We start from the raw sequence: 24553 nt of genomic DNA on the forward strand, positions 1-24553 counted from the left end.
TCTAGAGCCCTTCTGATGGTAAATACTTATTGAATAGTTTAGAAAAAGCCATATATCCATCATCTACACCTATTATGTTGGTATAATAGTATAGCCATTCAACAAGATCTGTTGTTAATTCAAGGTCTTCTATTTTCTCATTATTAGCTAAATACCATTCTATAAAGTCTTTTTCGAGACCGCGTATATCTTCAAACTTAATAAATAAGTCTAGATTTTTTAAATTTAATTGACCCATAGTTAATTCTTGAACTTGCTTTTTTCGGATAGAACTTTGAATAAATTGCTCTGAATTAATAACGGGCACTTCACCTAATGTACTTAATAACTCATTTGCATCATCTTCTTTATCTAATGTTAACATCCATAAATTTGGCGTTAAGTTATTTTTAGACCATTTCAGTTGCTTAAAATACATAGGCAAAGAGTATTGTGCTGTAGTTAAATGTATATTATGAAAGATTAATGACTTAACATTTTCCTCATCTGTATATTGATAAAATAAAGACTCTAACGCCTTCACTCCAAAAGATTCCAATTCAGGGATCACTGTTAGTACTTCTTCACTAGAAATTGTTTTTGATAAACAGTTTGCAAGTTCCAACGAATATTTACCTGTAATGATTAAGGGGAGTTCTCGCATAATAGCAGAAATTATTGTACTAGATAATGCCTTCTTAGAATCCCTCGCATTAAATATCTTCAAATTCAACTTCAAAATATCAATTACGTCTTCTAATGAATTATGTTGAAAGCCTTTTTCCGAAGAAAAATCAAAATACATAGCATACTCGGACTGTTGTCTCGAATTTTGAATTCTAGGTTGAAATTCAATCGATGACTTTAATAGTTCATTAGCGTAGACTGTAGTATAGTCATTTTGAAGCCTTTCAATTTTTTGGTGAAATGTTTGCTCAATTGTACTCAGCAGTTTTTGTGTATTGGATAACTTTTCTTCAGTCTCATTTAATTCTCTAGCTTTCTGACTAAGTAAACTATGATTACTTTTTATTTCATCAAGTAATAGCTTATTCTCCTTAGCAAATTTATTATATTCATCTTTGAACTTCTGAGATGTATTGTGCTCTATAATTGTTTGGGTTAGTTCTAAAGACAACAATTGAGTAGTGTAATGCTTTTGGAACCCATCATCTAAAGTTTTATTATCAATTAGTGTTATTATCCGGTTAAAACGATCGACGATATACTTTTCTTCTATTACTTGTGTAGTTAACCATGCACTCAAATTTTGCTTTAATTTCCTAGAAATTTCTCCTAACTCTGTGTTAGCTTTTAAGTGTTGCAGTACAAATGATAATATTGTTTTATCATCTGCCAAATCAAAATTACCTATAGCGATTTCTGTATTAAATTCATATACAAAAAATGAGCGATTTTTTCTAATAAAATCATCAAATATCGTGACAGCATTAATTTGCACTTTGTAATATGGAACAAACCCAATATTTTTCAAACCATATCCAAATTCGTTTTCAATTAGCTTTACAGGGCCAATTAAGTATCCATCTTTTGTGCGAAACACCACATCATTTTTAGGTAAATAATCAAGTCTTATACCTTTCCTTAAAAGCCTTATAATTGTTTCATAATCATTTTCAACGCTATAAAATAGATCAATTAATTCATAAAAAGAATGACTAAATTCTTCCTTACTTAAAATATATTTATTTGAAGTTATACGATCACTTTCAAAAGTATTTGATTCACTTAATTGATACAATGCAAAAATTTGTTCTACATTATGCTTATAAGGTACAAATATTTTCCCAGTATTAGGGAAATACTCTACATAATCCTCTTCTGATTTTAAAATGGTGAAATTTCCTTCCTCATATATTGCAAAAGGCTTTGCTGCACCATATTCATTACCCTCTCTATATGATCCCTTGTTAAATAGTTTAACTAATACAATCATTTTAATTCACCTCATCTTTTCTAATTCATTAATTAATGGCTCTGGAATATAAATATATTGTTTTCGAATCAAACTTAATAAAAATCCCCTATGCTTATAGTCACTTTTTTTAAGTTGATTTTTTAACTGCTCTATTATATGTCTATCATAAATTCTTTTAGGAAATTTTTTTGCATTCAAACATGTATGTAAAATATTATCCCAATCAATTATGTATTTCGCATTTTCTTGTGATTGTTTTTTTAACTCCCATTTACCAATTCTCGGTAACGTTAAAGTTGCAGGTGCTTCTATCGTATGAGTTCCACCAGAAGTAAAGCGATAACAAATTTCAGTTGCATTATGCAAATTGAAAGGGAGTTTAGTAGATACTTTAATTTCATCTCTATAAATTATTTGGGAGTCTAATAGAACGTTTTTATCATCAACATTAAAATACTTAGAATTTATAGGATTATTAATAAAATTCTCTACCTTTCTAACTGTATAAAGTTCTGAAGTTCCTGCTTCAACTATTAACTTATAATCTCCTGGGAAATCCAAAACTAATGAGAAAATCCCCTTTTCGTTAGGACGAACCCTATTTAATTTCCCCAAAGGTGACAAAATACATATAGCAGGATTTAAAAAGCTAATACTACTTTCTTTACTTGTATATAGAAATTGACATTCGTCCTCTAAAATATCATAGGTTGTTCCTAGCTTCTTAAATTTCACAGGAGTTATTAAATCTAAAATACTAGTGGCTGGTAACAACGTATAATTTAACTCTTTATAAAACCAATTGACCAATTCTTCATCCAAATTCTCTGGCATAACTAAATCATATAAATATAATTGATTTATTTCATTTATAGAAATGATTTCAATACTTCGGGGTATATTTTTTAACTTTAATTTCGTTATAACAAAAAAACGACTCATTAGTGTAAGTTGACGATAATGGACTGATCTATATTCACCTTGTATATTTTTAAATAGTAAAGGTCCCTTTTCGAAAAGCTCATACTTTCCGGATGCATTTAAATCTAATAATTTTTCAAATTTAGGGTTATCACAAGTAATAGTATAGGTTTCTTTTAATGGGACATTTACTAAACATTCGTCTATTGAAAGTAATAAACGTTTATTATTCAAAATAAATGAATCCACCTCTTCACAGTAATAATTAAAATAAATATCATCAAAAATAACTCTAGGTGTAAATTTATCTTCTATAGACGGAAAACGTAATGAAAAAGAATATCCATTATTAATTGGACAAATTACTACGCGAATTCGTTGATTTGCAAGATCCTCTTCTTCAAAATAATTAAATAAAGACGGTGTAGGTACATAAAGTTCACAAAGCTTTTCAATTTCTTTTGCCACATAATCTTTATGTCTAAAATGTGGCTTGTTTTTTTTACCTGGATGAAAACTTAGTTTTCCTCCACATACTGGACACTCATAAATTTCATATTTAAGAGCCTTATTTGCTGATACTAAGTTATTTTCACTATTATATGCATAATGCATTTCTTCACCTCATGTCACTGCCACTATATTAATTGAATATATATTTTAGAATCATCTTGAAAAGTGTAATATTTTACTATATTGAAATATCCCCCTCTCTTCGTTCTGGATTACATATATTTAATTCGATAACTATTAGTTTCATATTAACAAAAAAGACTCATAAAAACTCTAAATTTTGGGTTTAAACTAAATTTATATACCTATTATTAATAACGTGGAAATTTTCCTCATAAACTAATAAATCCAGCATCTTCAATACTGGGTTTATTATGCATTTAATTCATTTTTCAATTACCTATACAATTTATACTTATTATGTTTATTCCCTCTACATTACATCCATACTGGATGTAATGTAGAGGCATGGACACACTTACGCTAAGTTAGTAAAATAACCTAAACGAGAGGACGTGTCCGACATGAGTCAAAAAAAGTATAATCAAGAGTTCAAACAAACCGTGGTGGAGCTTTATCGCTCTGGCACGCCGGTCAATCAACTATCAAGCGAATATGGTGTATCAGAAGTAACGATTTATAAATGGATTAAACTTCATTCTCCCATTGAAGGAACAAATGAGTTAACGGCAGCGGAAGCCGCTGCGATCCAAAAGTAAAATCTACGCTTGAAACAAGAGGTAGAAATCCTAAACATACTAACATTAGTAGTACAAACCAAGGCCATGGTTTGTGCTACTATTTTTTTATAGTAGAAGTGAAGGAAAGTCGAATAGCCTTTGGGACCATCTGAGAGTCCGTATTTTAAACCGGCTAACTTCACACCCTTATTTGAATCAGTTTAGTATGTTGGGTCCAAAGAGATCGTGTATAAGAAAGTGGAATCAATAAGGCTATGTGAAGACTTCTATGATTGGCTAAAAAGGAGAAACTATATGAAACATGTCATTGCGTTAGATGTCAGTAAAGGAAAAAGTACAATTGCAATTTACAATGGGTATAAACAATGTGAATTTGAAGGTGAATTCTATCATAAGCGTGTTGATTTCGAACGATTACACCAACGTATCGAAGAAATTACACTACTTGATGGACAAGCGCCAGAAATCGTCTTTGAAGCAACGGGTGTCTATTCAAAGCCTATAGAAGCGTTTTTTAAAGATTACGGTTATACATACTACCGCATGAATCCACTTGAAGCGAATTTACAAATGGCAAAGATGCGACGTCATAAAACCGATATGAGTGATGCCCATGAACTCGCAAAAACACACTTCAAAATGGAGCACGAAACAACGTACATACAAGACGAATATTATGAACAGATGCGCGCATTGACTCGTTATTATGATGAAATCGACGAAGAAATCATTCTACTCAAAAGTAGAATGCATGCGATCCTACAACTGAGTTTTCCAGAATTAGAAACGCTTATTACACCTAGTTCGGCACTATTTTTAAATATAGTACAACTGTACCCACATCCAGCACTTTTACAGGCACATTCGAAAACAATCATTAAAAATCGGTTAAAAGCCAATACGCGAAAAAACCTATCACTAACGCGTGCGGAGAAAAAAGCAATTACATTATTAGAAGCAGCTGAAAATAGTTACCCGGCTATTAAGCCGACAGATATTCGATGTGACCAAGTACGAGATTACGCTGCTCGCATTTCCGAATTACTGGAAAAGAAGGATTCACTTGTAAAGCAAATGGTGGAATTGTCACAAGGACGAAAAGAATATATAGTATTCCGATCGATTCCTGGCATTGGCGATTCAACGGCGTGCAGATTAATTGGCGAAATCGGTGACATCCACCGCTTTCAAAATGCGAAACAACTGAACGCTTACGCAGGCATTGATATTATGCGATACCAATCAGGCAATACGCAGTACAGAGATCGCATTAATAAACGTGGAAACAAACATTTACGGAAGATTTTATATTTCATGGTATGCGCCATGCTTATGGCAAAAGGAAAACCGAATCATTTTGTGGATTATTACTATAAATTAAAAACGCAACCTCAGAGGAAGCCCCATAAGGTTGCGATTGTCGCCTGTATCAATAAGTTTCTGAAAGTGACATTTCAGTTAATAACACAAGGCATATTGTACGATTATGAGTCCGCACTACCAGCTCAGAAATCGTAATCAAATGTAATTAAACTATATCATACTGGCCTTTCGAAAAAAATAAAAATCGTTAGGTCATTTTGGCGTATCTAAAAAATGTAAGTGAAGTGTGGAGGGATATCCCTCCACACTTCACTTACATAAAAACATAATCTATTTTTAATAATTAGGTTGACTAATCGTAAGGAAAAAGGCTATGACCATATTCGCGCAAAAATAGAAGACCAAGAACTCATCGATCACATTGAAAAAGAAAGCGAGCATCAGCCTGTTCAACTGATGTGTCGCGTATAAAGATACCTAAAAGTACGTATTATCAATCGTTTCATAAGAAGCCAAACAGCTATCATGTCGCCAATGAGAAGCTTTTAGTACGCATTCGTGCCATCCACGCAGACAGTAGTGGGCGGTACGGTGCGCCAAAGATTTTCGCCATTTTAAATCAAGAAGGCTATACCGGCAGTATTGATCGCGTTCAGCGTATTATGAAACACGCAGGCATCCGTTCGAACATTGTAAAAAAGTACAAACCGACCTCATCTAGTGGTCATGTGGAAGAACGTGAAAACGTAATCGAACAGGACTTTACAACCGAAACCATCAACGAAAAATGGGTAGCGGATATTACGTATATCCACACCGTTCAAGATGGCTGGTGCTATTTGGCGTCGGTACAAGATTTACACACAAAAAAGATTGTCGGCTATAAATTTGGTCGCCGTATGACGGTAGACCTTGTTTTAGACGCGCTCGAAAACGCCGTGATGGCCCAGCAACCCGCATCAGGCTTAATTTTGCATACCGATTTAGGGACGCAATATACAAGCGAAGATTTTCGTAAAAAGCTCGAGCAGCATGGCATCACGCCATCATACAGTCGCAAAGGTTGTCCGTATGATAATGCGTGCATCGAATCGTTCCATGCGACATTGAAAAAAGAAGAAGTTTACCGCACACGCTACGCCAATTTTGAAGCAGCTCGCATGGCTTTATTCCGCTACATTGAAGGCTGGTACAACCGCAAGCGAATTCATGGTAGCATCGGCTATTTATCGCCAGATGCATTTGAAAAAATCTGCCGTGCCGCAGCGTAAACATGGATGATGCAAATCCCCACCCCCACATTTTTGTCTGGCAACATCCGTATCTTTTTCGCGCTACATCCCAAGTAGGCGGTCAAAGGCTCTTTTCACTTTGACGGGCTACTTGGGATGTGGAACAATCCAGTCCGGATGTTGCCCAAGAAAAAACTTAGGCAGAATGTGTCCAAAAACTTGACGTAGATCCATATCTCTACCAATAAACTCTATTAAGTACTGTAAAATTAGGCACAAAAACTACCGATAAACAAAATTTTTATCGGTAGCTTTCTTTTGTTTCTAATTAACCTCTAATTTCTTTATCAATTGACTGCTCATTCATTGAATCATTTATAATTTGATCGATATCTTCATCAGATAAAGCATTGTTCTCATTAGACCTCTGTGTGTTTTTTATACCCTCTCTAAAACTATCTATTGCTGTTAAATCATTTTCTGTGTAATCAATAAGGTACTCTTTCAAACTTCTACCTTTTGACTCATAATCCCAAATTTCTTTTTTATTCAATTGGCCTCTATTATTAGCCTTATTAAGATATAAAAGTGTTTGCTCTTGTCTGTGGTACTCTTGTCTTCTAATACTTACAATTTTCTCCCAATATTTTTCAGCATCATATAGATAACTACTTACAACAAATTTTTTTGGTACTAGAACAATTGGAAAATCTCTTTTACCTACACCTTTAATACTTGGAACATATTCAACAAACTCTTCCCATTTATTATTCATATGGTTCCAAAATTTTCTTTCTAATTTAAAATCTCTTTTAATGTTATATATTTCACATTGTTGTATAGTAAATTCTACAAGCTTCTTTTTTATTAGGCTTGCGATTAAATCTGACATTTTATCACAGCCAAATTTGTCTATAAAGACATGTAAGTCTTCGATTCGTCCAATTAAACCTTTTGAAATTAATTCTTTTATATGAATAAAATTAAAAATTTCATTTAACTCTTCTTCACTATTTCCAGTTCCTTGTGGAAAGCCTTCCGTATATCCCAAATAAATTTCATTTGATTCGCCCGAATAAACTAAGTTGCTTCTTGCTTCTTCAATTTGCTTATTCTCATACAAATCTAATACCGTGTTAAAAAAGTCTAAAATTATTTGATCACATTCAATAGCTAATTCGTCATTTTCAGCTTCAATACGTGTTGGGTCAATAAATAATTTATTATCCCAATCGATTCTAATATCTATAAATTCGAAATCTTTCTGAGAATATTCTTTTAGTTTAAAATACTTAGAAAATCGCATTATCTTACCGCCTTATACTTTTCTTTTGTTATTAAATTTTTTATAAGATAATACTCTAAGTACTACATTGATTTTATTTTAAAAGAAATATAAAATAATGCTGTAGTCAACGAAGACCTAGAGTATTTAATTTTAATTAATTGCCGTTAATTAAAGTTCAATTACTTGTCATTGAAAGTATAACTGGTTGCCGCCTTTATACTTTCAATGTTTTTCATCTTGATGCTTTTTCAATATTTTTGCAGCTTTACTTTTTTCCTTCTTAGAACTGCCCTTACTACTTAATGTTTTACCTGCTTTTCCAACTTTTCCTCCTGAATGCTTTGCCATCTTCAAGCCCCCTTTATAAGTTTATTTTCTTTTATCATCTAAGAATAACAATCCAAATACTATAACCGCGATTAAAAATACACCTATAACGGCCTTAAGTGCATAAAGTATAGTTGCTATTGATATTCCCAATATTATAACTGATAAAATAATATGAATACCTACACTATATTCATAATAAGTGTATTTAATTGACTCCCATGTAATTTTCAACATAACCAACGATGCTGACATTTGTAAAGTAATCCCAGTTATAGATAAAATACCAAAAATCAATAAACTATTAGCATTTGAACTAAATAAAATTTCTATAGCTTTATCAATATTTTCTACATGTACATCTACAAAATAACTATTAGATATAAAAATTATCAATAAGCCTAGCAATACCAGCGCCAAAGCAAAATATGATTTAACATTTATACTCACTTTACCACCTCCTTTCAAAAATTTATGTTCCCACTCTTTGGTTTTCAATTTTTTTTTTGAAAACCATTTATTTTTTTAAGGAAGTTTCCTTCCTTAAAAAATACTTTGGTATATATATTGTCTACCACCCTCTATAAGTGGCTCCTCTACTCTTCTAATTAGTCTTTGTTTATATAGCGAGTTTAAATGAGTACTCATTAAATTTGGTTGCTTGTTTAAAAGTTCGGCAACCTCTCTAGCTGTAGTTTTTTTTAATAAGTACACTTTTTCTAAAATTTTTTGATGAGTTCCTGAAATATCACCTATAAAATTTGCTTTACCATCAGAGAGCTTCTCAACAATTGCCAACTTTGTGTCAGCTAAAGTGGTTTCAATATTGTATGTGTGTTCATGAACTTCATTATTCAAATTGATGAAATATAAAAATTTATCATTCTCACAATCACACAAGTACCGAATTACTTTACTAATTACTTCATCTACACCAGAACTATTAATAGCTTGTACATCCTTAAAGTCATAATAAAATATAGTACCAATATCAGCTTTAGAGATACTATCTAAAATTTCATCCTTAATTGGTGCTACTTTAACTCTACTAATAAGATGTTTATTACTAATTAATTCTGGACAAAGCACCGTAGCAATAATAATCACCTCCTGATTTCAATTATAAATTTGAAAACGATAATTTAAAACTATTACATATTCAAATTTATGTCAAGCAATTTCAATACAAAAATCATAGTAAGTCCCTGGATAAATGGAGGTAGTTTTAAAAATTTGAATATCCTTAGTAAGAATATTATATATATTATTCCCTGTTTTAAGTAGAATTCTACTTTCTTTAAAGTTATCAGAAAAAGAATTCTTTCTCATTGTATTTAACCCTAACCCACCTGACGATTCCCTTGTACTTTCATTAACCATGAAAGCTTTTTTTAAAATATCATGTTGGGTATCAGTTTCATCTGCCTTAACTTTAAATCTATTAATAATACCTACTCCATCATCAGCAAGACCTATACGTATTTTATTTGAAGACTTATAAAGTTGGATAGTTACAAAACCATTTCCTCCACTATGATTATAAATATTTGTTCCTAACTCCGTTGTAATGTTGATAATATTATTTGTAATCTTAGATGAGAAATTATTTTCTGAAAATATCTTTAAAATGGAGTCTGTCATACACTCTAAATCATCGTCATTTCTCAAAGGTAATATTTCTAATAAAATAGAACTTGTATCATTTCTATTTCTTGACTTATATTCTTCTAAACTACAATTACTAGAAACACCCTCAGGTAAGTATTCAAAAAAATTTAACCTTTCAAGATAAGAAACAATTTCACAATGTTCTAAATCTAAGTAAACTTTCATATATCTATTTAAATTTTGAATTCCTAAAACAAAACTAATCATACCTAGAGGTGTTATAAAAGCTAAATTTGAAGCATCAATTACTATAGTTTTATAATTCTTATTAATTGATGCATAAACTTGCTGATTAAAACTATCAATACTTGTAATCGAACTCACAATATTAGGTAATAATATTCTCAACCTATAGTCCTCCTAAATTTCAAGTAATTACATAATAGCAAGAAAACATTTCTAACCTCAAATAAAAAGAAATAAAATTCATAATAATCAATTTTATATTAAAAATAATACTTATTTACAATAAGATTAATTATCTTAAATACGGTATAATTTTAAAGTCTCCAAACTGCTCCACAAGCACACATGGAGGACAACATGGCAATTACAATCAAAAAAGAAACACTTAAAAATGGAACCACATCATATAAATTCGTCGTTAATTTAGGAATTCCTGAAGGTGAAACTAAACCTCGAATCGTTACTCGACGAGGCTTCACATCTACAAAAGAAGCAAAGCAAGAGCTAAAAAAATTACAGGCTCAAGCTGCACTTGGCATCTATCCTGAAAAGAAAGTGCGCGGTAGCAATGAAGCGGCGAGCTTGCAAACAGTAACTACAGTTGAAGTTGCACTCGCTTCTTCAACAAATAAAACAATGACATATCAAGAAGTGTTTGAGATTTGGAAGGAAGCATACGAGCTGAAAGTCGAATCAACAACTGTCGACAAAACAATGGGCTATTTTAGAAATCACATCCTGCCTGAATTCGGTACGCGTCCAGTCGATTCAATTACGTACCTAGACTGCAAGCAGCTTATGACGAAGCTGACAAAAAAGCTGAAATCAAGTCGCAAAATTCTTTTCTACTTCAGTCGTATTTTAAAAGAGGCTGTACAGATGGATCTGATTCCAAAAAATCCGATGACAGGCATTGAGCTTCCTTCCGAAAAGAAGAATCAGTTTGAGCATGAAAATGAGGTTTTTAAAGAGAACTACTATGATCGTGAGGAATTAGCGGAATTTCTAGCATGCTGCAAGAACGATTTATCGCAGCTGAAATATACGGCATTTCATTTGCTAGCTCATAGCGGTCTACGTAAAGGTGAGCTTTTTACGCTTACCTAGGCGGATATTAATTTCGAAGCGGCAGTGTTGAGGGTTAATAAGGCTGTAGGCTATTCGACGACACGAGGGCTTCATATTAAGAACACAAAGACGTCAAAACCGCGCGTTGTGGATTTGGATGAAGAAACCCTTAGCTTATTAAATGATTGGGCGGAAATGCAGCGTTTAGAGCTTTCAAAAGCGCGGCTGAAAGTTAAACCTGATAGCAAGCAGCTGTTATTTCCAAATATCTATAATGAGTTGATGCATCCCTCGAAAACGAGTAGATGGATTCGCGATGTACAGAAGAAACATAACCTTCGCGAAATTTCTACCCATGGACTGCGTCATACGCATTGTTCCTTACTTTTTGAATCTGGCTTCTTTACCCCAGCACAAGTAATGGAGCGATTAGGCCATACTGATTTAGAAACAACGATGAAGATCTATACGCACGTGACTCGTCAATCGCTCGCGAGCAGTACAAAAAATTATTTAAGCTTTATTAAAAATGATGATAACGAATAAAAGTTGTCAAAAACCGTGACAACTTTTTGGCAACTATTTTGGCAACTTTTAAACTGTGCTTAGATGAGTGTCTATGCGCGGACAAAATAAAAAACCCTTGATATACAAGGGTTTTGAGGACTCATATGCGTTTATATGACGCCATATGATTTCCAGTATATGGAGACGGCGGGAGTCGAACCCGCGTCCAGAAACTCCAATACTCCAGCTTCTACGCGTGTAGTTTACCTATTTGCGATTCGCGTGGCATTATGCCGGTAAACAGGCGTCCTGCACGCTAGCTTGGAAATCTCTTGCCGGTGACTCAAGCAGCACCACCGACCGTATCCCACTAAAGTTGGGCCCTACGTTATGCACATGGGCGATGCATAGGCAGAGCGCTTACGAGCTTACGCTGCGAAAGCTAAGTTTTGTTGTTTGCCAGTTATTATATAACTTCCGTTGATGACGAAGACGAGACCTCCGACGCGCGACTAGAGCTTGAACCATCCCTGTCGAATCCGTAACGTCCCCCTATAAGTCGGTTTTCGATAAGCACTTGCTTCTCGAAACCATTCGGTGAAATTTAGGATTAACTAAATCACTTAGGAGTAGATACTGATTGCTCAATATCGTACGGTCAGATCTGCATAAGCAGTCTGTAAAGAGTATCGTATGAGTAGACACTCACTGGCAACTGTATTACAAAGTATAAGTCAAAAAAGGTTAAACTGCAAGTAATCCTTTCGATCTTCCTAATAAATATTATTAGGAATAATGCCAAAAATGAACATTAAAAAAGCACAACTCGCCCAAAATAAGACGAGTTGATGCCCTTACTTATGTGGATGGGAAGGTTTTTCATTTACCTCATCTTGTTAATCTACAATAAACAGTTTGGCTCCGGTACTCGTGTACGATCGATGTGGGCTTGTATCATCTGCTACCTGATAACTGACTCCGGGCGTAAGTTTGAATTTTCGACCATCTGAAAGTTCTGTATCAAGTTCGCCTTCAAGTACTAATAAAACATGGCCTTTGTTACACCAGTGGTCTGCTATGTATCCAGGCGTATACTCTACCATTCTAACTCGAATATTCCCCATCTCAAATGTTCGCCAATAAGCATTCCCTTCAATTCCAGGATGTTGCGTAGCGCTTATTTCATTCCAGTCAATTGTAGAAAACGGAACATCGGTAATCTTCATATTTTTATCCACCTTTCCCAAAACTATATTAAAACTCGTTTACTAAACCATTCGTATAAATAATAAATAGTTCTTGTTTAGAATGACAGTTCCCTTTTGGAATAGCAATATTTGTTGGGTGAAAATAGGTAATAATCAGAAAACTTTTTATTCCTTCCATCACTAACCCTACCCGAATACCACCAAAATAAAACCACTTAGCTCCTCTTGAACTAAGTGGTCTTATCTTATTGATTTCTTCCTTTAAATGCACGTTCTATATCACGTTTCGCCTCTTTTTTGCGGAGGTCATCGCGTTTATCGTAATCTTTTTTACCCTTACCAATACCAATTAGCAGTTTGGCATAACCGTCTTTAATGTACATTTTTAGCGGTACGATTGTGTAGCCATCTCGTTTGACTGAGCCAATGAGTTCAGAAATTTGCCTTTTATGTAATAGAATTTTGCGGCTACGTAGTGGTTCATGATTGAAACGGTTCCCTTGGTCGAACGGGCTAATATGCATATTATTAATCCACGCTTCGCCATCGCGCATGCCCACGTAGGAATCTTTTAGTTGTACTCTGCCTGCACGAATCGCTTTGATTTCTGTACCTGTTAAGACCATGCCGGCTTCGATTGTTTCTTCAATAAAGTAATCATGCCCTGCTTTTTTGTTTTGTGCTAATACTTTCCCTGCGCCTTTTGCCATTTGTAACACTCCTCACAATGGGTGAGGTGCGGCAGGCGCCGCACCATCATTTATTTCTTATTATTTCTTTTCTTTTTACCTTTTTTCGCTACGCCTTCGAAAAATTTCGGCTTGTCACTTGCTTTCCCGTCTTTGCGACGGCCGCGTGGATCGCGGTCGCTTGAGCTTGCTCGTTCACCACGTTTTTCTGCTGATCGGGCAGTACCAACACTTGAGCCATCTCGTTTTTTGCGGTCTCGTTTTTCACCTGTGCGTTCGCCACGCTTTTTGTCGCTGCGACCTGCATGAATTACTTTCGGTGCAACCTTGCGGGATGGACGACTACCTGACGACACCATGCCGACGATTTCAAAGTCTACGGAAGATTCCTCAATCGTTACGTTTGCCACGCGGATTGTTACTTCATCCCCAATACGGAACTGGCGACCAGTGCGCTCTCCGATCATAATCATTTGACGGTCATCAAAGCGGTAGTAATCATCCGTCATATTACTAATATGCACTAAGCCTTCTACAGTGTTTTCTAGCTCGATGAACATACCGAAGTTTGTAATAGACGACACAATCCCTTGGAATTCTTCACCAATTTTATCAAACATGAATTGCGCTTTTTTCAGTGCGTCCGTATCGCGCTCAGCTTCAACGGCACGACGCTCTCGGTTTGAAGTATGGTCTGCGATTTCGTCCATTACCTGACTCCACTGGAATACCGTTTCCTTTGACGTATCCCCGTTTATTAAATACGTACGGATTAAGCGGTGTACGATTAAATCTGGGTAACGACGGATTGGTGATGTAAAGTGCGTATAATAATCTGTTGATAAACCGAAGTGACCTAGCGATTCCGGATAATATTTCGCCTGTTGTAACGAGCGAAGTAGCATCGTTGAAATAACTGGCTCCTCTGGTAAACCTTCAATTGACTTAATAATTTCTTGTAATGCTTTTGGATGCACAGAATTTCCTGTACCTTTAATAACTAATCCAAAATTCGTTACGAACTCGAAGAAGCGTTGAAGTTTCTCAGGTTTCGGGTCTTCGTGAATACGGTAAAGGAATGGTACTTCCATCCAGTGGAAATGCTCTGCAATTGTTTCATTGGCCACAAGCATGAATTCCTCAATTAACCGCTCAGCTACTGTACGTTCACGTAGCACGATATCTGTTGGCCAACCTTCTTCGTTTACAAGCACTTTTGATTCCTTGAAGTCAAAGTCAATTGCCCCGCGCCCCATACGTTTGCCACGTAACACCTGTGCCAGCTCTGCCATATCCTTGAACATCGGAACAAGGCTAGCATAGCGCTCCATTAATTCAGGGTTTTCATCCGCATGCTCTAATATTTTAAATACATCCGTGTACGTCATACGTTCTGTCGTCTTAATGACGCTTTGGAAAATTTCGTGTTTAATCACTTGACCGCTGCCATCAATAATCATTTCACAAGATAATGTTAAACGGTCTACCTGTGGATTTAATGAACAAATACCATTTGACAAGCGGTGCGGGATCATCGGAATTACGCGGTCTGTTAAGTACACAGAAGTCCCGCGCTCATACGCTTCCAGATCAAGTACTGAGCCTTGTGTTACATAATAGCTTACGTCTGCGATATGAACGCCCAATTTATACGTGCCGTCACTATTTTTCGTTACCGTTACAGCATCATCTAAATCTTTTGCGTCCGCGCCATCAATTGTAACGATGGTTTCGTTACGTAGATCACGACGACCAACTAAATCTTGTTCCTTAATTTCATCCGGGACTTCAACAGCAGCATCCACCACTTCTTTCGGGAATTCGGGTGGGATATCATATTTGTATAGGATTGATAAAATGTCCACTCCTGGGTCATTTTTATGGCCTAAAATTTTGGTAACCATGCCAGTTGCAGATTTTGTTTCATCTGGCCAATGCGTTACTTCTACAACTACTTTATGGCCATCAACCGCACCTAATGCATCCTCCTTGGCGATAAAGATATCCATATTTAATTTTTTGTCATCTGTTACGACAAAGCCAAAGCCTCGATTTGCCTGGAATGTCCCAACGAATGAAGTTTTACTACGTTCGACAACTTTGGTTACGGTACCTTCGCGGCGTTCTCCAGATGCTTCTTTTAATACGCGTATTAGTACTATATCCCCGTTTAGTGCCCCATTAATTTCATATGGCGGAATAAAAACATCGTCCATGCCTTCTTCTTCAGGTGCAACGAAACCAAAGCCCTTTGCGTTCCCAATAAAGCGTCCACGTAGTAAATTCATGCGCTCTGGTAAACCGTAGCGATTTGAGCGTGAGCGTACGACATGCCCTAGCGCTTCCATTTTCACAAGTGTTTTCACAAGCTCACGGAAGTCATCTGCCTCTTCTAGTTCAAATGCTTCTTCGATTTCAGCAACCGTTAGTGGCTTATATTCTTCTTCTTTCATAAACGCTAATAAACGCTGTTGTAATTCGTTATTTTGTGTCATATGTTTTCCCTCCTTTGAACAGAAAGTTTCTATTTTCAACAGTTAGACGGTCCAGTCCAGTGTTTCTAAAAACTGATGGATGTCCTCATGTAGTTGATCCTTTTCTTTATCGAGCGTAATAACATGCCCCGAATGCTCGAACCATTTTATATGCTTATCCAGTGATTCCACCTGCCCGTATATAGTATGAGCAGAAAGTGGATCAATAATTTCATCTTTTCGAGATTGCACTACAAATAATGGTGCATAAATAAGATCAATTGAATTTCGAACGTCTGAAATGAGCTGCTGCAACTCCGGTAAGGACGCCATGCCTTGCTTACGAATTGCTGCTAGTTCTATTTCAATTTCCTGTTCACTTTTTCCTTCTTGTATTTTATATTGTTTGGCATATTGTAAAACGCCCTCGAACATAATGTCCGTTGTGCGCATCGTCATTGGTGCACACATTGTTATGATTCCTTTAACTGGTGCATCTAAACCTAATTTCAAAGAAAAAACACCGCCTAAAGAAAGACCAATGACCGCTATTTCCTCATAACCTGCCCCTTTTAACATATTGTATCCGGCAACAACATCCGTCCACCACTCGGCAGGTGTCGAATTGATGAGTTGCTCAGGTGGTACGCCATGTCCTTTGTAATGGGGTGCATGCGAAGTGTAGCCCTTCTTTTCTAAAAAACGTCCAAGCATACGAACGTCAGCTGAGCTACCGGTAAAGCCATGCAGCAGTAATACCGCGCGTTGTCCAGCTTCAAAGAAAAACGGTGCTGATAGTGCTTTTCGCATTTGAATTTCCTCCGTTATTTTCTAGTTAGATATGAAGTTGCAACTCCAAATCTACATAAGTAAGAACAGTATCTCGCCCTATTTTGGCGGCAAACTGTGTCTTTCCAATATATGCACATAATCCCATTATAAAAGAAAAAGCCCAACCATGCTCGGTTAGGCGTTTAATTTCGTTATATTAAATTTTTGTAATAGCTAGTGCTAACACAAAGAATAATACAGCAAGAACGATTGTAATGCGGTGTAAGACTAAATCCATGCCGCGCGCCTTCTGTTTTCCAAATAGTTGTTCAGCTCCACCCGAGATGGCCCCTGATAACCCAGCACTCTTACCTGATTGTAATAACACCATTACGATTAAGCTTAAAGCTACGATAATAAGTAATGTCATAAATAAAGTATGCATTTTGTTCCACCTCCTAGATTCGAAACGTCACAATAAGTTCTAGTATACCAAAAATAGGCTAGGGTGACAACGTGCTTCTTTTTTGATTACTGAAAGTTTTTGTTTATTCTGACCATTTATTCGTTCTGTTATACATGGTGAAACAAAATAATTTTTTTGAAGGCTTCTTCACAGTGTTCAAGTCTATTAAATGTATATGATTTACCCCGATTTTTGTAAAAAAAATTAGGCAAACCGTTATTAGAAAGACACTCCTCGCCCAATATAGGACGAGATGATGGCTTTATCTACAAAAAAAACTAGCTTACCAATGAAAAAAGTAAGCTAGTTTCCTTCATTCAATTTAAATTTCTTCGCGCACGTTTTTTATAAACAGCGCAATGACTAACGCAATGATTGCAATAATAAGTCCAAACGTAATTGAGTTTTGCACACCACTAATCATACCTTCAGTCGGATCCACAGAACTACTAGCTGTGATAGACATAATCGTCACTGCAATCGCCGTTCCAATCGCACCCGATACTTGCTGTAATGTATTCATGACGGCCGTTCCATCTTGGTACAATTCTTTCGGTAATTCATTTAATCCATTCGTCTGCGCAGGCATCATCACGAGCGATATACCGACGAACATAGCAATATGAAGCGCCACAATTAAATACGGTGACGTCCCCGCATCAATTGTTCGTAACATCGCTAAACTGACGATAACTACAACTAACCCGCCTGGCACCATTTTCTTTGGTCCAAACTTATCAAATAAATTACCGGCTACAACAGACATGAACGCATTCACAATCCCACCAGGTAATAGCACAAGTCCTGCAAATACGGGCGCGAGCAATAATACATTTTGCAAGTAAATAGGCAGCAGTACCATCGTTGATAAAATCGTCATCATGCCGACAAGTAAAATCAGTAATCCTACCACATACATAGGATACTGGAAAACACGTAAATTTAGCATGGGTTGTGTTAAATTAATTTGGCGGATGGAGAATATGATTAATCCTGCTGCCCCTATACCAATAGACAGCATAACTTCTTTTGTGAAAAAGCTTCCAAGTTCTCCTGAAATACTAAATCCATAGACAATACCACCGAATCCAATTGTTGATAAAACGAAAGAAATTATATCAAATTTAATCGGTTTAATTTCACTCACATTTTGAATGAACTTCAGTCCGATAAACAGTGCAATCACTAAAAATGGAAGGCTAAACCAAAAAATCCAATGCCATGTTAACCTGTCCATGACAATTCCGGCGACAGTTGGCCCAATCGCAGGCGCAAAAATAATAACGAGTCCAATTTTCCCCATCGCTGCGCCACGTTTATGAATCGGATACACAAGTAAAATCACGGTCATCATTACCGGTAGAATAATTGCCGTTCCAATCGCTTGAATGATACGACCTGCAAGTAACACACTAAACGTTGGAGAAACCGCGGATACAATTGTTCCTAAAATCGAGAATACTAATGATACTGTAAATAGCTGGCGCGTTGTGAATCGCTGCATTAAATACGCAGATACGGGCACAAGAATCCCCAGCGTTAATAAGTATCCTGTTGTTAACCATTGAATCGTAGACGTTCCTTTTTCAAAATCTTTCCCTAATTCAACGAATGCCATATTCAGTGCCGTTTCATTAAAAATCCCGATAAAAGCCGATACTAAAAAGGCTACGATAATTTTATTACGTTGTTCATATAAATTTCCCATAAAACTTCCTTTCAAATTCCACAATCTATTTACACACGTTAACAAATTCCTAACTATTTGTATACCTCGTATTTGAAGGATTAGCTATAGTTGCATTTATCATGAGCTTTCCTCTACGATAATAGTAAATCCAATTTAAGGAAGGTGTGTTTATGGCCAATCGCATTTTAATAATTGAAGACGAAGAACAAATTGCACGTGTTTTGCAGCTAGAGCTCGAGTTCGAGGGCTACGAAACAGGTGTTGCACATACTGGCGCTGCGGGCTTAATTGCATACCGAGAGCACCAATGGAACTTAGTGTTACTCGATGTTATGCTACCTGAAATGAACGGACTAGAGGTGCTAAAGCGCATTCGAAAGGATCAACAAATGACTCCGGTAATTTTATTAACAGCAAAAAATGATGTGAAAGATAAAGTAGCGGGCCTTGATTTAGGGGCAAATGATTATATTACAAAACCATTTGAGTTTGAGGAATTACTTGCACGTGTTCGTGTAGCGCTCCGATTTAAAGGAGATCATGCACCTGCACCTGCACCTTCAACTATTTATACGTTTTCTAACTTAACATTAAATGAACATACGCGAGACGTTATGCGCGGAGGCACTTCTATTGAATTAACACCTCGTGAGTTTGATTTACTGTTACATTTTATGAAGCATCCGAAAAATGTTCAGTCACGTGAGCAGCTTCTAAATGCTGTATGGGGATTTGATTATTACGGGGATACGAATGTTGTCGACGTGTATATTCGTTATGTACGTCAAAAAATTGGTGCACAACATTCCCCACTTATTCATACAGTGCGAGGCGTCGGTTATGTTTTAAAGGAGAGTTAAGATGAAACTTCATACAAAGGTAAATCTTTTTTCGACTTTACTGACCTTTATTATTTTAGTAGCAAGCTTTACGGGCATTTATTTTTTATATGAAAAGCTCGCATACGAAACCGAGTACGCCCAACTGCAGGACCGTGCGGATGAGCTACTCGTTGCAGTTAGTCATCTTGAAACGACGGAAGGTATTGAAACAGTTTTTCGGGCTTATATTCCTTCGAACGGATTATTGCGTGTCGTAAATAATAACAACAACAGTTTAATCACGATGCAGGCGACGTCTACTGTTGAAAAAATCCCTGTCATACTGAACTCTCCTGATGGCTATACAATATCGCATTGGCAAGGTATTCCGGTCATCGCGATGCAAATTCCCATCATTTGGCCAAACAATGAAGTTGCAGCAGCACAGCTCGTTCAACCACTTCCAGATGTTGCAAACAATATGGAGTTACTTCGTTGGATATTAATTGTCATTACATTAATGGCGTTTATACCTATTTATTTCTCGAGTTCGGTGTTAGCCAAACTTATTTTAACGCCCATTCAAAGGCTTACTTCAACAATGCAAAAAAACATTTCGAATGGAAGCTACGAACAAATTGACATAAAAAAGCAGTCAAAAGATGAAATTGCACAAATGACGGACACGTATAACGCGTTAATGGTGCATTTAGAAAACAACTATGCAAAGCAGCAACAATTTGTCGGCAATGCCTCGCACGAATTAAAAACGCCACTCACGGTCATCGAAAGTTATGCAAAATTACTGGAACGTCGAGGCTTTGAAAATGTCCAAGTTGCACAGGAAGCTGTCCATGCCATTACAAAAGAAACCGCTACTATGAAAGCGTTGATTGAACAAATGTTGCAACTTTCCAAAGCAAATGAAAAACTAAAAATGGACTGGGCTGAAGTAAATATCCTGCACCTGCTCACACATATTGCTACTCAAATGAAGCAAGCTTATGGCACAACCATTATTATTTTAGGAAATGGTGCCACGATTATTTCTGATGAAGAAAAGCTAAAGCAGTTGCTTTTCATTTTTTTAGATAATGCACGCAAGTATAGTGATGACGATATATGTGTGCACGTCACTACCACTACTACTGTCCAAATTTCCATTCAAGATAAAGGCATCGGCATTCCGAAAGATGATCTCCCTCATCTATTTGACCGTTTTTATCGTGTCGGTGAGGACCGCAATCGTAAAACAGGAGGCACAGGTCTTGGTCTAGCGATCGCAAAACAGCTCACAGAAAGCTTATCTGCTCATATTGACATTGAAAGTGCAGAAGGCGTAGGGACAACGATTTTACTTACCTTACCGAAAGAAGGTGGCGTACATGACTAAAATGTATTTACGGATCATTGCGCTATTTTTCGTTGTCATTCTGGCGAGCTACTTATTATTTACAAGCTTCAATGACATCACAAAGGATACTCCTTTTACACAGCAGGAAATCTCATCTCGCGTCGAGCTTTTGTATGCTGGGAACGTCGAGACAATTGTTCATCAAAACGATGCCTATATCGTCTCCTTCTTAAAGAATTCGGTTGTTTATGAAGTCGTCGTGGATCGTCAAAGCGGAGCATTTTCTAATTTAAAGCTTGTTTTTGAGCAACTCGATCAAACTACACAACAGCCAACAACTGAAAAGCCTGTTGAAAAACCACCTGTCACACCTATACCTGTCCATTTAACCGCGCAACAGGTGCAACAAATTGCTTTAAAGCAGCTTACAGGGAAGGTCGAAAGCATCGATTACTACGATACAGCAGATGGCGGCTATTACTTAGTTGAGGTGGATGGCGAGGATGAGGAAGCAACCCTTCAAATCCACTCGATCACAGGGAAAGTTCTATCGGTCACATTTGATGACTAAATTCTCATCGTTTTCTAATGTTTCTCTCAGTGTTATTTCATTTACTTCCCTTACAATAAAATTATCAACAACACATTGGAGGAATGAAAAATGAAAAAATGGTTAGTCATTGCAACAGTATTCATTGGTATTCTTGGTGGATATGCATTCGCTCAGACAGACATTTTAGGCTCGGCAGAAAAAGCTACAACAATCTCGGCAGCAGAAGCGAAAAAAATTGCCTTAAAGCAATTCGACGGGAAAATTTCTGACTTCGAATTTGATGGCGATGATGCTGTTCCTCATTACGAAGTCGAAATTAAAAATGATACTGAAAAAGTAGAAATCAAGGTAAACGCACAAGATGGTACAGCAACGATTACTGAACGCAAAGCTTTGAAAGCAGCAAAAACAACAAACTCTTCATCAACTACAAAAGCTCAAAATGCAAAGCTCTTAACAGAAGCGGAAGCGATTGCAATTGCCCAAGCAAAAGCAAGTGGCACAGTTGTAAAAGCCGAGCTTGATACAGAAGACGGCGTACAAATTTACGAAATTGAAATCCGCAACGGTCAAAAAGAGTACGACTTTGATATCGATGCAATTACAGGTGCTATTTTAAGCTACGAAGAAGATACGGATGACGATAATGACTAACAATTAAGAAGAGCACATTCGCTCCCGTTTGCACCCGACAAGCGCTGGAGAGTCCGAAGCGAAAGTAAACGCTCCACCACTTTCGCCCGAGAGCAGACCGCGACCTCAAGCGTGCGGCGCGAATACCTAGGCATGACTACAAAGTTATACTTTCTTATCCACTAAAAAAGCAAATCCACATCATTTGGATTTGCTCTTCTTTTTGTTATTTATAAGAAATTGTAAGGAAACTTAATCACTTATGACGCAACAACAAATTTCGGAAGCGGATCTACAAATGTCTTCCAGTCCTGCTGCATTTCCTGTTCTGTTAATAAGCATGTATCCAGTACGACTTCAATTTCTTCCTGATCCATATCCATGCCGATAAACACTAGCTCTGATTGGCGATCGCCTACTTTAGTAACCCAACTCCATTAGTTTTTCAACGTCGATTATTAAGTTCTTGTAGCGTACAACAGATACAACTATTTGTAATTTATGCTGATTTTCTTCCTTCGCGATTTGATAGTAATGCGTTTAAAATCGTCGTCTTCCCTGCTCCTAAATAACCACTTAATACTGTCACCGGAATCTTTTTCATCTATCTCACCTTTTTCTAAATAGTAATAATTACGTTTTAAAATCAATCGAGATAAATATAGCACTCCACAAAATAAAAATCAACACAAATAGTAATGTTTACGTTTTACTTATTAATTAGATTGAATTTTCTATTAATTGAAATTATCATTGAAACGAGGAGGTGATCATTTGTTATTACTAAATCGGAAGAAATCCATTCAACATATATATTTACAAGCCTTGCTTCGACGCTTATACGATTTGGAACATGATTACAGTACATTTCAACAACAATTAATGAAATTTGAAGCTGGCTTATCAGGTGAACAGCGCGTTGATCGTGAATTGCTAGATTTTTCAATTCCCGGCAAGCATTTTCTTTTACAAAATGTTGAGCTGTTGAATCATCAGACATTTCCCCATCAAATCGATTCAATCCTTCTTACGCCAAATTTTTTATTAATCCTCGAAATAAAAAATATAACGGGGACACTCCTTTTCAAACCGGAATTCCATGAATTTACACGAGTACGCTTAGATGGCACTGCCGAAAATTTTTTAAATCCCTTCGACCAAGCTTATCGTCACCAGCTCTTTTTGCAGCAATTGTTAAAGCAATGGAATGTGCATGTGCCGATTAAATATGTAGTCGTCATTGCTAATCAAAATGCGGTGCTAGATAATTCGTTGAAAAATTATCCGATTTTTCATTTGAGCGGCTTACGGCTATTTATAAATAGGCTATTTCAAAAATATCCGCAAGCTTCTTTGAATAGTGAAATGCTTGAAAAAGTTGCGCGGCGCTTATTAGCAAGTGTGCAACGGTCAGCTCCAAATCGCCCCGTTGATGCTAGTAGAATTAGAAAAGGTGTCCTTTGTGCGCATTGCGATTTTAAAGAGTTGATGCGTTATCAATACGGGTCTTGGTGCTGCACGAAATGCTCTGTGCGAAATAAAAGAGCGGTCCGGCAAGCGATGCATGACTACCGGTTGTTAATTAGTGAGCGCATTACGAACAAAGAGTTTAGGGATTTTGTTGGCATTGAATCCATCCAGATTGCTTCAAAAATCTTAATGCGGCTCGGATTTGAGAAAGTCGGGGAAAAACGAGGAAGATATTATATTATCCCTGAAGAAGTGTTTGAAGAATAGAATAATGACGCGTTGGATTGGAGATAAAGAGGTGGGGTTTGTCCATAATCAGGGGGCAGATGTCTATTAACTAATAGATATTGGCAATTAAATTTTGCGCTGGCGATTATGGGGGTGAGCTTGTCTATTACTGGTCTGCGGGCAGCTATTATTGCCCGCGGACTGGCTATTAACTACGCAAGGTTGTCTATTATATCTGCCGCTATCTATTTGTAGCCGGAGTTTGGCTATTACTTGGCCGCGACTGGCTATTATTGCCGGCAGATTGTCTATTAACACCGCGATACTGGCTATTATTTCTGCAGCTGTCTATTAGTAGCTGGAGTTTGGCTATTACTTCGCCGCGAGTGGCTATTATTGCCCGCGGACTGGCTATTAACTACGCAAGATTGTCTATTATATCTGCAACTGTCTATTAGTAGCCAGAGTTTGGCTATTACTTCGCCGCGAGTGGCTATTATTGCCCGCGGACTGTCTATTAACTACGCAAGGTTGTCTATTAACG

General features: G+C 36.6%; 24 protein-coding genes, 1 other RNA gene and 2 pseudogenes. 10 read left to right on the plus strand and 17 right to left on the minus strand.

Translation table 11 applies throughout. The features are described 5' to 3' along the window. Window position 1 precedes the first annotated feature (1 nt). Both MHH87_RS14365 and MHH87_RS14370 read right to left on the minus strand, forming a co-directional pair. On the minus strand, window positions 2-1936 hold the full coding sequence (locus MHH87_RS14365) for a hypothetical protein (protein WP_340749939.1): 1935 nt from the start codon (window positions 1934-1936) through the stop codon (window positions 2-4). A gap of 6 nt (window positions 1937-1942) precedes the next feature. Beyond that, window positions 1943-3454 carry a DUF7828 domain-containing protein gene (locus MHH87_RS14370; protein ID WP_340749940.1) on the minus strand — a complete coding sequence of 504 codons (1512 nt, stop codon included), beginning with the start codon at window positions 3452-3454 and terminating at the stop codon, window positions 1943-1945. Between the two features lie 422 nt (window positions 3455-3876). On the opposite strand from MHH87_RS14370, the gene MHH87_RS14375 reads away from it, so the two are divergent. From MHH87_RS14375 to MHH87_RS14385, 3 genes and pseudogenes are all read left to right on the plus strand, one after another. After that, window positions 3877-4071 carry a transposase gene (locus tag MHH87_RS14375; RefSeq protein ID WP_340749941.1) on the plus strand — a complete coding sequence of 65 codons (195 nt, stop codon included), beginning with the start codon at window positions 3877-3879 and terminating at the stop codon, window positions 4069-4071. A gap of 276 nt (window positions 4072-4347) precedes the next feature. Continuing rightward, window positions 4348-5571, plus strand: coding sequence for an IS110 family transposase (locus MHH87_RS14380; protein ID WP_340749942.1), 1224 nt, complete (start codon window positions 4348-4350; stop codon window positions 5569-5571). Window positions 5572-5715: 144 nt separating this feature from the next. Continuing rightward, window positions 5716-6647: pseudogene (locus tag MHH87_RS14385) on the plus strand (IS3 family transposase); the annotation flags it as partial. Window positions 6648-6936: 289 nt separating this feature from the next. Here MHH87_RS14385 and MHH87_RS14390 read toward each other — a convergent pair. From MHH87_RS14390 to MHH87_RS14410, 5 genes are all read right to left on the minus strand, one after another. After that, a complete protein-coding gene (locus MHH87_RS14390) occupies window positions 6937-7914 on the minus strand; it encodes a hypothetical protein (RefSeq protein ID WP_340749943.1) in 978 nt (325 codons plus the stop codon). A gap of 204 nt (window positions 7915-8118) precedes the next feature. Next, window positions 8119-8244 carry a hypothetical protein gene (locus MHH87_RS14395; protein WP_263618316.1) on the minus strand — a complete coding sequence of 42 codons (126 nt, stop codon included), beginning with the start codon at window positions 8242-8244 and terminating at the stop codon, window positions 8119-8121. A 21-nt stretch (window positions 8245-8265) separates the two neighbouring features. Further along, window positions 8266-8673 carry a hypothetical protein gene (locus MHH87_RS14400; protein WP_340749944.1) on the minus strand — a complete coding sequence of 136 codons (408 nt, stop codon included), beginning with the start codon at window positions 8671-8673 and terminating at the stop codon, window positions 8266-8268. 93 nt (window positions 8674-8766) lie between these two features. Continuing rightward, the gene (locus MHH87_RS14405; RefSeq protein ID WP_340749945.1) at window positions 8767-9330 is read right to left on the minus strand and encodes a hypothetical protein; all 564 of its coding nucleotides are present in this window, start codon (window positions 9328-9330) and stop codon (window positions 8767-8769) included. Between the two features lie 63 nt (window positions 9331-9393). Next, entirely contained in the window at window positions 9394-10239 is an 846-nt protein-coding gene (locus tag MHH87_RS14410; protein WP_340749946.1) for a hypothetical protein, read from the minus strand. 195 nt (window positions 10240-10434) lie between these two features. Here MHH87_RS14410 and MHH87_RS14415 point away from each other — a divergent pair, with 195 nt between their 5' ends. Together MHH87_RS14415 and MHH87_RS14420 are read left to right on the plus strand one after the other, a co-directional pair. After that, window positions 10435-11184 carry a tyrosine-type recombinase/integrase gene (locus MHH87_RS14415; RefSeq protein WP_340749947.1) on the plus strand — a complete coding sequence of 250 codons (750 nt, stop codon included), beginning with the start codon at window positions 10435-10437 and terminating at the stop codon, window positions 11182-11184. A 6-nt stretch (window positions 11185-11190) separates the two neighbouring features. Continuing rightward, the gene (locus MHH87_RS14420; RefSeq protein WP_340751010.1) at window positions 11191-11691 is read left to right on the plus strand and encodes a tyrosine-type recombinase/integrase; all 501 of its coding nucleotides are present in this window, start codon (window positions 11191-11193) and stop codon (window positions 11689-11691) included. 157 nt (window positions 11692-11848) lie between these two features. Here MHH87_RS14420 and ssrA read toward each other — a convergent pair. The 8 genes from ssrA to MHH87_RS14460 all read right to left on the minus strand — a co-directional run bounded on the left by ssrA (window position 11849) and on the right by MHH87_RS14460 (window position 18968). Then, window positions 11849-12204, minus strand: a transfer-messenger RNA (tmRNA) gene (ssrA, locus tag MHH87_RS14425). Window positions 12205-12548: 344 nt separating this feature from the next. After that, a complete protein-coding gene (locus tag MHH87_RS14430) occupies window positions 12549-12878 on the minus strand; it encodes a DHCW motif cupin fold protein (protein WP_340749948.1) in 330 nt (109 codons plus the stop codon). Between the two features lie 28 nt (window positions 12879-12906). Next, window positions 12907-13131: a hypothetical protein gene (locus tag MHH87_RS14435; protein WP_340749949.1), complete on the minus strand. Its 225-nt coding sequence runs from the start codon at window positions 13129-13131 to the stop codon at window positions 12907-12909. Then, window positions 13106-13570, minus strand: a complete 465-nt coding sequence (smpB, locus tag MHH87_RS14440; protein WP_340749950.1) for an SsrA-binding protein SmpB — start codon at window positions 13568-13570, stop codon at window positions 13106-13108. The genes MHH87_RS14435 and smpB overlap by 26 nt, the downstream gene beginning before the upstream one ends. 50 nt (window positions 13571-13620) lie before the next feature. Next, on the minus strand, window positions 13621-16044 hold the full coding sequence (rnr, locus tag MHH87_RS14445; RefSeq protein WP_340749951.1) for a ribonuclease R: 2424 nt from the start codon (window positions 16042-16044) through the stop codon (window positions 13621-13623). Window positions 16045-16086: 42 nt separating this feature from the next. Further along, window positions 16087-16833 carry an alpha/beta hydrolase gene (locus MHH87_RS14450; RefSeq protein WP_340749952.1) on the minus strand — a complete coding sequence of 249 codons (747 nt, stop codon included), beginning with the start codon at window positions 16831-16833 and terminating at the stop codon, window positions 16087-16089. 178 nt (window positions 16834-17011) lie between these two features. After that, window positions 17012-17239: a preprotein translocase subunit SecG gene (gene secG, locus MHH87_RS14455; RefSeq protein ID WP_340749953.1), complete on the minus strand. Its 228-nt coding sequence runs from the start codon at window positions 17237-17239 to the stop codon at window positions 17012-17014. Window positions 17240-17582: 343 nt separating this feature from the next. Continuing rightward, a complete protein-coding gene (locus MHH87_RS14460) occupies window positions 17583-18968 on the minus strand; it encodes a DHA2 family efflux MFS transporter permease subunit (RefSeq protein ID WP_340749954.1) in 1386 nt (461 codons plus the stop codon). A gap of 152 nt (window positions 18969-19120) precedes the next feature. Between MHH87_RS14460 and MHH87_RS14465 the strand changes: the two genes are divergently transcribed. The 4 genes from MHH87_RS14465 (at window position 19121) to MHH87_RS14480 (ending at window position 22332) form a co-directional block, all read left to right on the plus strand. Next, window positions 19121-19810, plus strand: coding sequence for a response regulator transcription factor (locus tag MHH87_RS14465; RefSeq protein WP_340749955.1), 690 nt, complete (start codon window positions 19121-19123; stop codon window positions 19808-19810). 1 nt (window position 19811) lies between these two features. Next, entirely contained in the window at window positions 19812-21164 is a 1353-nt protein-coding gene (locus tag MHH87_RS14470) for a sensor histidine kinase (RefSeq protein WP_340749956.1), read from the plus strand. Further along, window positions 21157-21696, plus strand: coding sequence for a PepSY domain-containing protein (locus tag MHH87_RS14475; protein WP_340749957.1), 540 nt, complete (start codon window positions 21157-21159; stop codon window positions 21694-21696). Before MHH87_RS14470 ends, MHH87_RS14475 begins: the two co-directional genes overlap by 8 nt. Before the next feature lie 90 nt (window positions 21697-21786). Then, complete coding sequence (locus tag MHH87_RS14480; protein WP_340749958.1) at window positions 21787-22332, plus strand: PepSY domain-containing protein; 546 nt, start codon at window positions 21787-21789, stop codon at window positions 22330-22332. Between the two features lie 239 nt (window positions 22333-22571). Here MHH87_RS14480 and MHH87_RS14485 read toward each other — a convergent pair whose 3' ends face one another. Together MHH87_RS14485 and MHH87_RS18955 are read right to left on the minus strand one after the other, a co-directional pair. Beyond that, window positions 22572-22706: a hypothetical protein gene (locus MHH87_RS14485; RefSeq protein ID WP_445683102.1), complete on the minus strand. Its 135-nt coding sequence runs from the start codon at window positions 22704-22706 to the stop codon at window positions 22572-22574. A gap of 113 nt (window positions 22707-22819) precedes the next feature. Next, window positions 22820-22915: pseudogene (locus MHH87_RS18955) on the minus strand (GTP-binding protein); the annotation flags it as partial. A 170-nt stretch (window positions 22916-23085) separates the two neighbouring features. On the opposite strand from MHH87_RS18955, the gene MHH87_RS14495 reads away from it, so the two are divergent. Beyond that, window positions 23086-24048, plus strand: a complete 963-nt coding sequence (locus MHH87_RS14495) for a nuclease-related domain-containing protein (RefSeq protein WP_340749959.1) — start codon at window positions 23086-23088, stop codon at window positions 24046-24048. Window positions 24049-24553 lie beyond the last annotated feature (505 nt).

The sequence above is a fragment of the Solibacillus sp. FSL H8-0538 genome (genome assembly GCF_038003525.1).
Taxonomy (GTDB): Bacteria; Bacillota; Bacilli; order Bacillales_A; family Planococcaceae; genus JBBOPI01.

Coding starts and splice junctions, on each gene's coding strand:
- MHH87_RS14380 (WP_340749942.1), top strand. CDS start 4,348: ATGAAACATGTCATTGCGTTAGATGTCAGTAAAGGAAAAAGTACAATT.
- smpB (WP_340749950.1), bottom strand. CDS start 13,570: ATGGCAAAAGGCGCAGGGAAAGTATTAGCACAAAACAAAAAAGCAGGG.
- MHH87_RS14465 (WP_340749955.1), top strand. CDS start 19,121: ATGGCCAATCGCATTTTAATAATTGAAGACGAAGAACAAATTGCACGT.
- MHH87_RS14475 (WP_340749957.1), top strand. CDS start 21,157: ATGACTAAAATGTATTTACGGATCATTGCGCTATTTTTCGTTGTCATT.
- MHH87_RS14470 (WP_340749956.1), top strand. CDS start 19,812: ATGAAACTTCATACAAAGGTAAATCTTTTTTCGACTTTACTGACCTTT.
- secG (WP_340749953.1), bottom strand. CDS start 17,239: ATGCATACTTTATTTATGACATTACTTATTATCGTAGCTTTAAGCTTA.
- MHH87_RS14395 (WP_263618316.1), bottom strand. CDS start 8,244: ATGGCAAAGCATTCAGGAGGAAAAGTTGGAAAAGCAGGTAAAACATTA.
- MHH87_RS14365 (WP_340749939.1), bottom strand. CDS start 1,936: ATGATTGTATTAGTTAAACTATTTAACAAGGGATCATATAGAGAGGGT.
- MHH87_RS14375 (WP_340749941.1), top strand. CDS start 3,877: ATGAGTCAAAAAAAGTATAATCAAGAGTTCAAACAAACCGTGGTGGAG.
- rnr (WP_340749951.1), bottom strand. CDS start 16,044: ATGACACAAAATAACGAATTACAACAGCGTTTATTAGCGTTTATGAAA.
- MHH87_RS14415 (WP_340749947.1), top strand. CDS start 10,435: ATGGCAATTACAATCAAAAAAGAAACACTTAAAAATGGAACCACATCA.
- MHH87_RS14460 (WP_340749954.1), bottom strand. CDS start 18,968: ATGGGAAATTTATATGAACAACGTAATAAAATTATCGTAGCCTTTTTA.
- MHH87_RS14390 (WP_340749943.1), bottom strand. CDS start 7,914: ATGCGATTTTCTAAGTATTTTAAACTAAAAGAATATTCTCAGAAAGAT.
- MHH87_RS14480 (WP_340749958.1), top strand. CDS start 21,787: ATGAAAAAATGGTTAGTCATTGCAACAGTATTCATTGGTATTCTTGGT.
- MHH87_RS14430 (WP_340749948.1), bottom strand. CDS start 12,878: ATGAAGATTACCGATGTTCCGTTTTCTACAATTGACTGGAATGAAATA.
- MHH87_RS14370 (WP_340749940.1), bottom strand. CDS start 3,454: ATGCATTATGCATATAATAGTGAAAATAACTTAGTATCAGCAAATAAG.
- MHH87_RS14450 (WP_340749952.1), bottom strand. CDS start 16,833: ATGCGAAAAGCACTATCAGCACCGTTTTTCTTTGAAGCTGGACAACGC.